The 12,932-nt window shown below is 62.5% G+C and carries 11 protein-coding genes; 10 read left to right on the forward strand and 1 reads right to left on the reverse strand.

What is annotated here, in order from left to right:
- The first annotated feature begins 114 nt into the window (after positions 1-114).
- The 10 genes from EB812_RS07190 (at position 115) to EB812_RS07235 (ending at position 10,637) form a co-directional block, all read left to right on the forward strand.
- Positions 115-333 (forward strand): indolepyruvate ferredoxin oxidoreductase subunit alpha, encoded by a 219-nt coding sequence (locus EB812_RS07190; RefSeq protein ID WP_207287333.1) that lies wholly within the window; start codon positions 115-117, stop codon positions 331-333.
- Positions 330-1,481, forward strand: coding sequence for a 2-oxoacid:acceptor oxidoreductase subunit alpha (locus EB812_RS07195; RefSeq protein WP_118228780.1), 1,152 nt, complete (start codon positions 330-332; stop codon positions 1,479-1,481). Before EB812_RS07190 ends, EB812_RS07195 begins: the two co-directional genes overlap by 4 nt.
- Before the next feature lies 1 nt (position 1,482).
- Positions 1,483-2,280, forward strand: coding sequence for a 2-oxoacid:ferredoxin oxidoreductase subunit beta (locus EB812_RS07200; RefSeq protein ID WP_118228779.1), 798 nt, complete (start codon positions 1,483-1,485; stop codon positions 2,278-2,280).
- A gap of 4 nt (positions 2,281-2,284) precedes the next feature.
- Positions 2,285-2,839, forward strand: a complete 555-nt coding sequence (locus EB812_RS07205) for a 2-oxoacid:acceptor oxidoreductase family protein (RefSeq protein ID WP_118228778.1) — start codon at positions 2,285-2,287, stop codon at positions 2,837-2,839.
- Between the two features lie 336 nt (positions 2,840-3,175).
- A complete protein-coding gene (sucC, locus tag EB812_RS07210; RefSeq protein ID WP_130957977.1) occupies positions 3,176-4,372 on the forward strand; it encodes an ADP-forming succinate--CoA ligase subunit beta in 1,197 nt (398 codons plus the stop codon).
- Positions 4,369-5,244: a succinate--CoA ligase subunit alpha gene (gene sucD / locus EB812_RS07215; protein WP_118228776.1), complete on the forward strand. Its 876-nt coding sequence runs from the start codon at positions 4,369-4,371 to the stop codon at positions 5,242-5,244. The genes sucC and sucD overlap by 4 nt, the downstream gene beginning before the upstream one ends.
- A gap of 29 nt (positions 5,245-5,273) precedes the next feature.
- A complete protein-coding gene (locus tag EB812_RS07220) occupies positions 5,274-6,653 on the forward strand; it encodes an FAD-binding oxidoreductase (RefSeq protein ID WP_118228772.1) in 1,380 nt (459 codons plus the stop codon).
- Between the two features lies 1 nt (position 6,654).
- Positions 6,655-7,806: a (Fe-S)-binding protein gene (locus EB812_RS07225; RefSeq protein ID WP_118228771.1), complete on the forward strand. Its 1,152-nt coding sequence runs from the start codon at positions 6,655-6,657 to the stop codon at positions 7,804-7,806.
- Between the two features lie 68 nt (positions 7,807-7,874).
- On the forward strand, positions 7,875-9,338 hold the full coding sequence (locus EB812_RS07230; RefSeq protein ID WP_118228770.1) for an SLC13 family permease: 1,464 nt from the start codon (positions 7,875-7,877) through the stop codon (positions 9,336-9,338).
- An 18-nt stretch (positions 9,339-9,356) separates the two neighbouring features.
- A complete protein-coding gene (locus tag EB812_RS07235; RefSeq protein ID WP_130957978.1) occupies positions 9,357-10,637 on the forward strand; it encodes a nickel pincer cofactor-dependent isomerase, group 22 in 1,281 nt (426 codons plus the stop codon).
- 101 nt (positions 10,638-10,738) lie between these two features.
- Here the strand turns inward: EB812_RS07235 and EB812_RS07240 are convergent, their stop codons facing one another.
- A complete protein-coding gene (locus EB812_RS07240; RefSeq protein ID WP_130957979.1) occupies positions 10,739-12,838 on the reverse strand; it encodes a methyl-accepting chemotaxis protein in 2,100 nt (699 codons plus the stop codon).
- Between the last annotated feature and the right edge of the window lie 94 nt (positions 12,839-12,932).

Genomic DNA, 12,932 nt, shown 5'->3' on the forward strand with positions numbered 1-12,932 from the left:
CACAAAGATTGCTCATCTCCTCCCAAGGAACCGAGGCGCGCAAAACATAAAGCTCGCCCGCTTGGCTTCTGAACCAGCCGCATTTGCGGCGCAACACCCAAATGGGGATTCCTGATGGTCTACATCAACCGCCAATGGTGCAAGGGCTGCGGCATCTGCGTGGCCTTCTGCCCCAAAAAGGCGCTCTCTCTGGATGACGCGGGCAAGGCCTGTCACAATCCGGAGCTGTGCGTGGAGTGTGGCATGTGCGAACAATACTGTCCCGATCTGGCCGTGACGGTGGAAAAGACCGCCAAGGCCGGTAAAGCCGGCAACGGCAAGGAGGCCGCATGAGCGAGGGTGAAATCCGTTTCGTGCAGGGCAACGAGGCCTGTGTGCGCGGCGCTCTGTACGCCGGGGTGCGTTTTTTTGCGGGCTATCCCATTACTCCGTCCACCGAGGTGGCCGAACATCTGGCGGAGCAGCTGCCCCGTGTGGGCGGCAAATTTGTGCAGATGGAAGATGAAATTGCCTCCATGTGCGCGGTCTGCGGCGCTTCTCTGGCCGGTTCCAAGGCCATGACCGCCACCAGCGGGCCGGGCTTTTCCCTCAAGCAGGAGGCCATCGGCTATGCGGTCATGGCCGAGATTCCCTGCGTGGTGGTCAATGTGCAGCGCGGCGGCCCTTCCACGGGCCTGCCCACCAAGGTGGCCCAAGGCGACGTGAACCAGGCCCGCTGGGGCACCCACGGCGACCACGCCATCATCGTGCTCACGGCTTCCACCATTCAGGACGTTTTCAGCATCACGGTAGAGGCCTTCAACCTGGCCGAAACCTACCGCACGCCGGTCATTCTGCTCTTTGACGAGGTGGTGGGCCACATGCGTGAAAAGCTCTTTGTGCCGCCGGCGGGCGAGTTGCCCGTGGTGGAGCGCCTGCACACGGACGTGGCCGCCGGGGTCAACTACCACCCCTACCTGCCGCGCGAAGACGGCCGCCTGCCCATGTCAGACTTCGGCGGCGTGCACCGCTACAACGTTACCGGCCTGTTCCACGATATCTGGGGCTTCCCCACAGAAAACCCCGAACAGGTCAGCAAACTGCTCTACCACCTGGTGGACAAGATTGAAAACCGCGCCCACCTGCTGGCCCGCTGGAAAGAATTTTACCTGGAGGACGCGGAGCACATCATCATTTCCTACGGCTCTTCAGCGCGCAGCGCCCGGCATCTGGTGGAAACCCGCCGCTCCAAGGGCGACCGCATCGGCCTGCTGGAGCTGCAGACCCTCTGGCCCTTCCCGGCCCAGCTGGTGCGGGAAAAGACCGCCAAGGCCCGCAACATTTTTGTAGTGGAGATGAACATGGGGCAGATCACCACCCAGGTAAAACAGGTGGTACAGCGGCCGGACCGCGTGTTCCTGGTCAACCGCATGGACGGCATCATGGTCACGCCCACAGACATAGGCAAAGTCATGCGGGTTATCGAAGGAAGGGGGTTCTGAGATGAGCGTGCAGAATATCCGAGAGCGGTTCTTCCCCCACATCTGGTGTCCGGGCTGCGGTCACGGCACCATTCTCAACAACCTGCTGCACACGGTGCAGGAGCTGAACATCGACCCTTCCAACATGTGCATGGTTTCGGGCATTGGCTGTTCAGCGCGCATTTCGGGCTATGTGGACTTTCACAGCATGCACACCATGCACGGCCGGGCCCTAGCCTGCGCCACGGGCATCAAGATGACCAGGCCCGAACTCAACGTGGTGGTGCCCATGGGCGACGGCGACGCCATGGCCATTGGCGGCAACCACTTTATCCACGCCTGTCGCCGCAATATCGACATGGTGGCCATTATTATGAACAACCGCATCTACGGCATGACCGGCGGGCAGTATTCGCCCCTTTCCGGTGAGGGCATCCTGGCCACCACCGCGCCCTACCACAGTATTGACCACGCCTTTGACACGGTGAAGCTGGCCGCAGGCGCGGGGGCCTCCTTTGTGGCCCGCACCACCACCTTCCACGTCAAAGAGATTGTCAGCCTGCTTAAAAAAGCCTTTGCGCACAAGGGCTTTTCCGTGGTGGAAATCCTCACCCAGTGCCCCACCTACTTCGGGCGCAAAAACAAAATGGGCGGGGCCGTGCAGATGCTGGAATGGTACCGAGACAATACCGCGCCCCTGGGCTCCAAAAAACTGGAGGAGAACCCGCACCTCATCCCCCGCGGCGTGTTTGTGGACGAAGAACGCCCCGAATACTGCGAGGAATACGCCAAAATCATCGCCAAGGCCCACAAGGAGTAGCCCCATGGAAAGATACCGTTTTCTTCTCTCCGGCTCCGGGGGCCAGGGCATCATCACCATGGCCATTCTGCTGGCTGAAGCCGCAGCCCTCTACGAAGGTCTGGTGGCTGTGCAGTCCCAGTCCTACGGGCCGGAAGCCCGTGGCGGGGCCACCCGCTCGGACGTGATCATCGCGGACAGCGAAATCTTCTTCCCCAAGGTCAATCAGCCCAACGTGCTGGTGGCCCTCACGGACGAATCCGCCACCAAATACCTGCCGCTCATCCGCCCCGGCGGCATGTGCCTTTATGACAGCGATCTGGTCCATCCCTCGGCCCGCATTGACGCCCGCCGCGTGGGTCTGCCCCTGTTCCACGCCGTGAAGGAAACCTTCAACGGCAAAACCCAGGCTTTCAACATCTGCGTACTGGGGGCCCTGGCGGCCCTGACCAAGGCCGTGCGTCTGGAATCCCTGGAAAAAGCCCTGGCCGACCGCTTTGCCCCGGCCTTCCACGAAAGCAACAAAAAAGCCCTGCACCTGGGTGCGGACATGGCCCGCGAGGCCGCGCCTTCGGCCTAGAGCAGTTTACGAATGAAATGAGTTAATTGCTCTGCAAGGATTTTCTTGAAAATCCTTGCCACGAAATGCAAGAAGGCAGGCTTTTGCCTGCCGTAAGCGAGCATTTCAAGTGTTAAATACTCTAGCGGCACAGGCGCAAAGGGGTACAAGGGCACGCCCCCTGAAACCCCTTCCCGATGTTTTCCCCCTCCCCCGGCCAGGGGATGCCCTGGGCGTTCCCTGAATGAAGAAAACGTTTTGGGGGTGGGAACGCGGGGGGAGGAGGCCTTTTTCAACAGGGCCCCCCCCTTCCGCAAGAAAGGACATCCCCAACACCAACACATAAAAGGTTTCTCCATGAATATTCACGAATACCAGGCAAAGGGCCTGCTGGCCCAGTTTGGCGTGCCCGTGCCCACGGGAGCGCTGGCGGCCACGCCGACCGAAGCCCGCGCGGCCGCCGGCGCCCTGCCCGGCCCGGTCTGGGTGGTCAAGGCGCAGATCCACGCCGGCGGCCGTGGCAAGGGCGGCGGCGTGCAGGTCTGCAAAAGTCTGAACGCGGTGGAGGCCGCTGCCCGACACATTCTGGGCATGCAGCTGGTGACGCACCAGACCGGCCCAGAAGGCAAAAAGGTCCATAAGGTCTGGGTAGAACAGGGCACGGACATTGCCCGTGAGCTGTACCTGGCCGTAGTGCTGGACCGGGGCGCACAGCGCCTGACGGTCATGGCCTCGCCCGACGGCGGCATGGACATTGAAGAGGTGGCCGCGCGCACGCCAGAGCGCATCTTTACCGCCAGACTGGACGGCGGCCACCATATCTGGCCCTTCCAGGCGCGGCAACTGCTCTTTGGCTGCGGGCTCACGCCGGAGCAGGTCAACCAGGGCGCGGCCCTGGTGCAGAACCTGGTGCGCCTGGCCGTAGAAAAAGACGCTGTGCTGGTGGAAATCAATCCGCTGGCCGTGACCGCAGCCGGAAACGTGGTGGCCCTGGACGCCAAGATGGACTTTGACGAAAGCGCCCTCAAACGCCATCCGGACGTGGCCGCCCTGGACGACCCCGAGGAGAGCGACCCCCTGGAGCGCAAGGCGCGGGAACTGGGCGTAAACTACGTGCGCCTGTCCGGTTATGTGGGCACCATGGTCAACGGCGCCGGCCTGGCCATGGCCACCATGGACGCCATCAAGCAGGCTGGAGCGGAGCCCGCCAATTTTCTGGATGCGGGCGGCGGGGCCAACGAACAGATGGTGGCCGCAGGCTTTGAGGTCATGCTTTCCGACCCGCACGTGCGGGGCATACTTATCAATATTTTCGGTGGCATCCTGCGCTGCGACATTGTGGCTCAGGGCGTGGTCAACGCGGCCCGCAAGGTGGACCTGCACCTGCCGTTGGTGGTGCGCCTGGAAGGCACCAACGTGGAGGAAGGCCGCCGCATCCTCAGGGAAAGCGGCTTAAACTTTGCAACGGCGGCCTCCATGAGCGAGGCGGCGCACAAAATTGCGGCCCTCACCGCCGGAAGCGATACGGCCCAAACCGCCGGAGGTACGGCATGAGCATTCTGGTCGACAAAAATACCCGCGTACTGGTGCAGGGCCTTACGGGACGCGAGGGCCGCTTCCATACAGAGCAGATGCAGGCCTACGGCACCACGGTGGTGGCGGGCTGCACGCCGGGCAAGGGCGGGCAAACCGTCCTGGGCGTGCCCGTGTTCAACACCGTGGCCGAGGCCGTGCGGGAAACAGGCGCGGACGTAAGCGTGGTTTTCGTGCCCGCAAGCGTGGCGGCGGACGCCGTGTGCGAAGCGGCGGACGCGGGCGTGCGCCTGGTTATCTGCATTACGGAGCACATCCCCGTGCTGGACATGGTACGGGTCAAGGCCCGGCTCAAGGACACGGGCACGCAGCTGGTGGGCCCCAACTGCCCCGGCGTCATCACGCCCGGCCAGTGCAAAATCGGCATCCAGCCCGGCTATATCCACAAACCCGGCTCTGTGGGCGTCATCAGCCGTTCCGGCACCCTGACCTATGAGGCCGTGCACCAGCTCACGGCCCAGGGCCTGGGGCAAAGCACCTGCGTGGGCATTGGCGGTGACCCGGTGCCGGGCCTGTACTTTACGGACCTGCTCAAAATGTTTCGGGATGACCCGGAAACCGAAGCCGTCTGCCTGATCGGCGAAATCGGCGGCGACGGAGAAGAAAAAGCCGCCGCCTACATCCGCGAAAGCGCCTATCCCAAGCCCGTGTTCGGCTTTATTGCCGGGCTTACGGCCCCCAAGGGCAAGCGCATGGGCCATGCCGGGGCCATCATCAGCGGCGGTAAAGGCCGCGGCGAAGACAAAATCGCCGCCCTTTCGTCCGCCGGCGTCACCATCATCCACGAACTGGGCCTCCTGGGCGAAACCGTGGCCAAAAAATTACGGGCATAAGGACGCAGGACAACGCACTGGAGGACATCATGTCAGAGGAATATAAAACCTCCCTCACGGACGAGCACAAAAATTTTCTGCAAGGTTTGTTCAAGGATGGCGCGTCTTTTGATCCGGAGGTACTGCGCGTCTACGCATCTGACGCCAGCCTGCGCGTGGGCACGGTGCTGGCCATGGTGCGGCCGGAAAATGCGGACCAACTTTGCGCCTTCATGCGCTGGGCCGATGCGGAGCGTGTGGCCGTCCACCCGCGCGGGCGCGGCACCAGTCTTTCCGGGGGCTGCGTGCCCACGGTGCCCGGCATTGTGGTTTCCATGCTGGGCATGGACCGCATTCTGGAGATCTCCAAAGAAGACTTTGTGGCTGTAGTGGAGCCCGGCGTCAACACCGCTCTGCTCCAAGCAGAGTGCGAGAAGCTGGGCATGTTCTATCCGCCGGACCCCGCCAGCGGCAAGGCCACCAGCGTGGGCGGCAACGTGATTACCTGCGCGGGCGGCCTGCGCGCCGTCAAGTACGGTGTTACCCGCGACTACGTGCTAGGGCTGGAGGCCGTGCTGCCCGGCGGCAAGCTGGTCAGGTTCGGCGGCCGCTCACACAAGGACGTCATTGGCCTGGACCTGGGACGCCTGTTTGTGGGCAGCGAAGGCAGCCTGGGCATTGTGACCAAGCTCACCCTCAAGCTCATCCCCAAACCCGAAGCCTCGGCCTCCGTGCTGGTGGGCTATCCCTCGCTGGACGCGGCGCTGGCCTCCATGGGCAAGGTCTTTGCGGCGGGCATTCTGCCCTGCGCCGTGGAATTTATGAACGAAACCGTGCTGGAAATCCTGACCAAAACGGGTGAAGTGCCCTGGCCGGACACGGTCAAATCCCTGCTGCTTTTTCAGGTGGACGGCAGCCGCGACACCGTGCCCCTGGAAAACGCCCGGCTTTCCAAACAGCTGGACGACGCCCTCTGGCGCATGGAAGGCGTGGGCAAAGAAGAGGAGGACAGACTCTGGGCCTACCGCCGCAGGGTTTCGGCAGCCTCCTATGTGCTGGGGCCGGACCGCATCGGCGGCGACATGGCCGTACCGCGCGGCTCCATCCTCAAGGCCGTACGCCGCTTTGAGGAAATAGCCGCCGCCAACGGCAAACGCCTTATCGGCTTCGGCCACGCGGGCGACGGCAACATCCACGCGAATCTGCACTACGACGCCTCAGACCCGGACGACGCCCGCCGCACCCAGAAAACCCACCACGAGCTCGACGACGCCGCTCTGGAATTTGGCGGCAGCCTTTCCGGCGAACACGGCGGCGGCTGCCTCAAGGATGTGGGCAAACAGCTGGGTCAGGAGGAACACGCCCTGATGCGCGCCGTGCGACGGGTATTTGATCCTCACGGCATCCTCAATCCCGGCAAGGGGTATTAAGATGAAACGCGGTTGCACACAGTGCGGTGAATGCCTCAACGTCTGTCCGGTCTATGCCCTGTTCAAGCGCGAAGAATACGCCCCCAAGGGCAAACGTCTGCTTATGGAACCCCTGGACGCCGAATACGGCGACGCCGCCACGGCCCAGCTCTCCTGGGAGCGCGTCCGCCAGCTGGCCCGGCTCTGCGCCGGTTGCGGACGCTGTCAGCGCGTCTGCGCGCGCAAGCTCTCCACCAGTGAGCTGCTGGCCGACGCGCGGGCCAGAAATCCCCATTGGACGCAGAACCTCTGGGAGATATGGATCCGCCGGGCCGGGCCCCTCTGGCCCCTGGCCGGAAAAATCGCCATGCTCGCGCCCGACGCGGCCGTGCCTGAAGGGCTGCGTTCCTCTCTGGCCACAGCCCGTGCCCTGGTGGATCTGCCCGCCATTAAGCCCTGGCTCATCCTGACGCCGACACAAAAAAAACCGGGCACGCCCGTGGTCTTGTTCAGCGGCTGTACCGCCGTCAACGCCCGTCCGCGCTGGATCGCCAAGGCGCGGGAGCTGCTCGCCACCTGGGGCTACCAGGTGCTGGACAGCTCCGGCTTTACCTGTTGCGGCGGCACCCTGCACCACGCGGGACGCTACAAGGCCCAGGACGAGGTGCGCCAAAAAAATATCCAGGTCTGGCGCGACCTCGGCCGCCCCCTGGTGGCGAGCTTCTGCGCCTCGTGCAAACACAGTCTGGACGAATACGCCGCGGTGCTGCCCGAAGACGAAGCCGCCCAATGGAAGGAAAAATGCCGGGGTCTGTCGGCCCTGCTAGAGCAGCCCCGCCTGCACGCCACAGCGGATGCGCCAACCGCGGTGGCCTACCACCAGCCCTGCCACTGGGGCACAGCCGACCCGGACCTGCCCTTGCTCCAACAGGGCCTGCCGGAGCTGAAAAAAGGCGCGGGCCTGTGCTGCGGCATGGGCGGCATTCTGAAAATGAGCAATCCGGATCTTTCCATGGACATGGCCCGCAAATGCCTGGAGGGCTTTGCTCCTGAGGCCCGTCACGTCATCACCGGCTGCAGCGGCTGCGTCATGCAGCTTTCTTCCGTGGCCACCGCAAAAAATAAGGAGGTACGCCACTGGCTGGATATCGTTGCCGTGGAAGCCGGAGCCTGACCGAGCCCGCGACAATGAAAAAAAATACACGCTAACCCCGCCTTCTGGGCGGATGAGGGGGCGCCTTAATGGCAAATAAATTTGAAGAATACGGTAAAAAATACGGCACTGTGGTCGCCGTGCTGGTGGCGCTGCTGGTGTGGTGTCTGCCCACACCGGAAGGCATGAACCTGACCCAGCACAAGCTGCTGAGCATCTTTTCCGGCGCGGTCATCCTCTGGGTAACACTGAGCGTATCCGTGGCCACCAGCAGCTTCATCATCGTTTCCCTGCTCTACTTCTGGGTGGGCAACGCCGAGGGCGCTCTCAAGGGCGGTTCGCTGGTCCACAATGCGGGCTTCGCCCTTTCCGGCTTCGCCTCCCCGGCCCTGTGGATGCTTATCACCGGCTTCATCATTTCCATTGCCATGACGGAAACGGGCATGGCACGCCGGGTGGCCCTGCACCTTATGCGCATGTTCGGCAAAACGCCGGGCGGGGCCATTCTCGCGCCCATGATCGCCAACCTGCTGGTGGCGCCCCTGACCCCTTCCAACACCGCCCGCACCGCCGCCATGCTGCCCATTGTGGAAGGCGTGGCCCAGGCCTACCGCGTGGAGCCCGGCAAAAGCAATTTCGGCAAAGCCCTGTTCCTCGCCAATACCTTTGCCTCCAACATTACGGCGGGCGGCTTTCTCACGGCCACCATCCCCAACCCCATTGCCATCGGCATGATTGTGGCCGCCCTGGGCACGGCCGCATCCGTGACCTCCTGGGGCTTCTGGGCGCTGGCCGCCCTACCCACCACGCTCATCGTGCTCATCGGCAGCCAGTACGTGGTGCGCTGGCTCTTCCCGCCCGAAATGAAAACCATCCCCGGCGGGCTGGAATATGTGGAAACCGAACTGCGCGCCATGGGGCCCACCAGCCCGCGCGAAAAAAAGGCCCTGCTCTTCTTCAGCCTGGCGCTCATCCTCTGGGCCTCGGATATGTGGCACCACTTCAATTCCACCATGGTGGCCTTTGTGGTCAGCACGCTCATCCTGCTGCCCAAGGTGGGCGTGCTTTCCTGGAAGGAAGCGCAAAAATCCATCCCGTGGGAGCTGTTCGTCTACTTCGGCGGCGTCATTACCCTGAGCAACGTACTGACCAAGACCAAAGCCTTTGAGTGGGTCATCAAGTCCGGCATCACGGGCCTGGGCCTGACCCATGTGGACATGATGCCTCTGATGATCGGCCTTATGGGCTTTACCATCTTCAGCCACATCATCTGGTCCACCACCACGGCCATGGCCGGCGTCATGATCCCCATCTACATCGGTCTGGCGCAGAGCTTCGGCTTTCCCGTGGCCGGCTTTGTGCTGCCCCAGGCCATCCTCATGGGCTACGCCCTGTTCCTGCCCTTCAACACTATGGGCAACATCATCATGTTCGGCGCAGGCTATTATACGGTAAGCGACCAGCTCAAGGCCGCCTTTGCCGTGGGCCTGTTTGCCTGGGCGGCCTGGGCGCTCACCGCTGTGGCCTGGTTTCCCATTATCGGCCTGTACTGACAAGGAGACAAAGCAAAAATGAGTACAACGCGCAAACCCTTACCGCCCATGGCCCGCGTGCGCCAGAGCTTCACGCGCCCCAGGGTGGACGACCCCGTTGCCGCAATGACTGCCCAGATGCGTCGCCTTGCGCCGCGCATCCAGGCCGGCGCTACAGTGGGCATTACCGCCGGCAGCCGCGGCATCCAGAACATCTGCCCCATGCTGGCAGCCGCCATCGCCGTGGTGCGCGAGTGCGGCGCAACCCCCGTGCTGCTGGCCGCCATGGGCAGCCACGGCGGTGGTACGGCCCAGGGGCAGAAAGAGGTTCTCGACAGTCTGGGCATTACCGAACAAAACATGGGCGTCAAGGTTATTACCTGCGACACCTGCCGCAGCATCGGCCAGACTCCGGACGGGCTCGTGGCCTATATGCTGGATTCGGCCTTTTCCGTGGACGCCATCATCCCTATAAACCGCGTCAAGACCCACACCTCCTTCAAGGGCTGTGTGGAAAGCGGCATGTGCAAAAAACTGGTGGTGGGTCTGGGCGGCCCTGGCGGGGCCGGGCAGTTTCACAGCCTGGGGCAATCCCAGTTGCCGCGCCTGCTGGTAGATGTGGCCAAGATCATTCTGAAAAAGATGCCCGTCATCGGCGGCGTGGCCATTGTGGAAAATGCCTATGAAGAAACAGCGCTTATTGAAGCCCTGCCCGCTGAGGCTATGATTGAGCGGGAAGTGGAGCTGCTTGCCTGGTCCAAGACCCTCATGCCCGCCCTGCCCGTGGACAGCCTGCACGGCCTGGTGGTGGAAGAAATGGGCAAAAACTTCAGCGGCACGGGGGTAGACACCAACATTATCGGCCGCCTGCGCATTACCGGCGAAGCCGAACCGGCAAGCCCGAAGATCCGTTACGTTTCCGTGCTGGACCTCACGGAGGAATCCCACGGCAACGCCACAGGCATAGGCTTGGTGGATTTCACTACCCAGAAGCTGGTGGACAAGGTGGACCGTAAGGCCACCTACCTCAACAACCTCACCACCACCTTTGTGACCCGGGCCTTTCTGCCCACGTGGTATGACACGGAGCAGGAAGCCCTGGAAACCATGATGTTCTGCCTGCGGAGCATTCCAGAGGATCAGTTGCGCCTGGTGCGGGTGCCCAACACCCTCTACCTCACAGAATTCTTTGCCACCGAGGCCGTACTGCGCGAACTTACGGATACAGAACGTTTTAGCCTGGTGCACGAGCCGCGCCCGGTACGCTTTGACGCCCAGGGAGAATTGCTGGACCGCATCGGCAGACCCCACCAGGATTGATGCCCATCCATTGACATATGCAATATAAATCGGCGTCACGTCGCACGAAGGAATGCCCGTGCGGCGTGACGCCGGTTGTGCTTTGCAAAAGCCTTGTGGGCTTAGCCCCGTTTCATATCAGCGACAAGATCGCTCAGACGGCGGGCCTGGGCCGCCAGTTCGGCCACAGCCTTGGCCGCTTCGTCCATGGCGGTGGCAGTTTGCCCGGACATGTCGTTGACCTGGACTATGGACTGGTTAATCTCCTCGCTGGCGGCGGATTGCTGCTCGCTGGCCGTGGCAATGGCGCTGACCTGGTCCGCCGCGCCGCCTACGCTCTCCACAATCTGGTGCAGGGCCGCGCCGGAATCCTGCGCATATCTGGTGGCTTTTTCCACCGCGCCCAGAGCTGAATCCATGGCCTCCACGCTCTGGGCCGTGCTTTCCTGAATGGCCTTGATGGCGTTGCCCACATCATTGGTGGAGGCCATGGTCTTTTCGGCCAATTTGCGCACTTCGTCGGCCACCACGGCAAAGCCGCGCCCCGCCTCACCGGCGCGGGCCGCCTCAATGGCCGCATTGAGGGCCAGCAGATTGGTCTGGTCCGCTATATCCGAAATGACGCCCATAATCTTGCTGATGGACAGGGCGTGCTCGTTAAGTTTGCCCATGTCGTCCTTAAGGGCCAGCGAAACGGAATGCACTTCGCCAATGCTCTCCAGAGCGCCGCGCACGATTTCGGCTCCATTGGTGGCGCTGACACGGGTGTTTTCCGCAGCGCCGGAGGCCTCAGCGGCATTTTTGGCCACTTCCTGCACGGTGGCGTTCATTTCGTTCATGGCTGTAGCGGCTTCGCCCAGGCGTTGTGCCGAGGCGGAGGCCCCCCGGTTGACCTGCTCCACCTGGGCCGCCAGCTGACTGGATGCACTGGAAATAACGCTGACCACCTCTTCCAGTTGGCCGGCGGCGGCAAGCATGCCTTCCTGCTTGGCGCTTTCGGCCTGTCGGGCCGCTTCTTCGGCCCTGGCCGTGGCCTGTCGGGCTTCTTCCCCGGCCTGCTCCGCCGCCTGGGTCTTGGCTGCGCTTTCGTCCAGCAATTGTTTGATGTTGCCCACCATGTGGCCCATGGCCTGCCCCAGCACGCTGAATTCGTCCCCGCGACGCCGGGCCGTGTCCAGCAGGGTATTTTCCTTGGCGTCCAACTCCAGACGGCCCCCGGCCACGGCTTCGGCCAAGGAGGAAATGCCGCCCAAAAGCCGCACGATGCCCCGCACGACCCAAAAAATAATAAAGCCCACCAGCAACGCGCAGCCCAGAGTCAGCAATGCGCTGTTGCCCAGCATATCGCGCACGGGGCTGAAAATTTCTTCCCGGTCAAACTCCACGCACAAAACCCAGCCTTCCACGGGCATCGTTCTGTAATAAAGGCCCTTTTCCTCCCCTTGCGCGTTGACAAAACGGGTACGGCCCTGCCCCTGCCGCAACAGTTCCTGCACATGGGGGCTGGCGCTTTCGTCCTTGCCCATGCGCTTGATGTCGGAGTGCAGCACCATATGGCCTTTGAGATCATAGGCATAGACCTGCCCTTTGCTGCCCACCTTGATCAAATTGGTGGTGCCGGCAGCCAAGTCGGCGTTGGCAATGCCCGCCATCACAATGGCCGCCACCCTGCCGTCGCGCTTGATGGGAAAAGCCACTACCGTGGCCGTCTTGCCCGTAGCAGCGCTGATGATGCCTTCAACGCAGGGCTCACCCTGCCGTGCCTTGGCATAGTAGCTCCGGTCGGCAAAGCTGGTGCCGACAAATTTTTCACTGGCCTGGGTCGCGCCTTTGAGATGGTGCCCCAGCACTGTGCCATCCGGAGCCAGCAACCCGGCAAAATAAACGCTGCGGTTGTTGTCCGTAAAGGAGCGCAGGGCCTGATCCGTGCGCTGGGCCAGCCTGCCCTGCAAAAGATCCGGATCGTCGCCGCGCTCATAGGCGTCGATGTAATCGCTGATACGCTGATTTTCTGAAAGCGTCTTCAGCGATTCCGTAAGCCCCAGGAAGACGCCGTTCAGACCAATGCTCTGACTTTCCAGCAGGGCGGTCATATCCGTACGGATCTGCCCGCGCAGGGCTTGCTCCGCCATTTTGTAGCTTACCCCCGCCACCAGAAGCAGCCCGGCAATGGCCGGCAGCAGTATTCCCAACAATATTTTTTTCAACAAACCGATTTTCACGCCCTTCTCTCCCCTTTAAATATACACGATTTCCGGGCGGCAGACGTACTCCCGCGAATCCTTTTTGACAAGGGACACCCCCCTCTCAAAATGC

This window comes from Desulfovibrio legallii (genome assembly GCF_004309735.1).
In the GTDB taxonomy this organism is placed as follows: Bacteria; Desulfobacterota; Desulfovibrionia; order Desulfovibrionales; family Desulfovibrionaceae; genus Desulfovibrio; species Desulfovibrio legallii.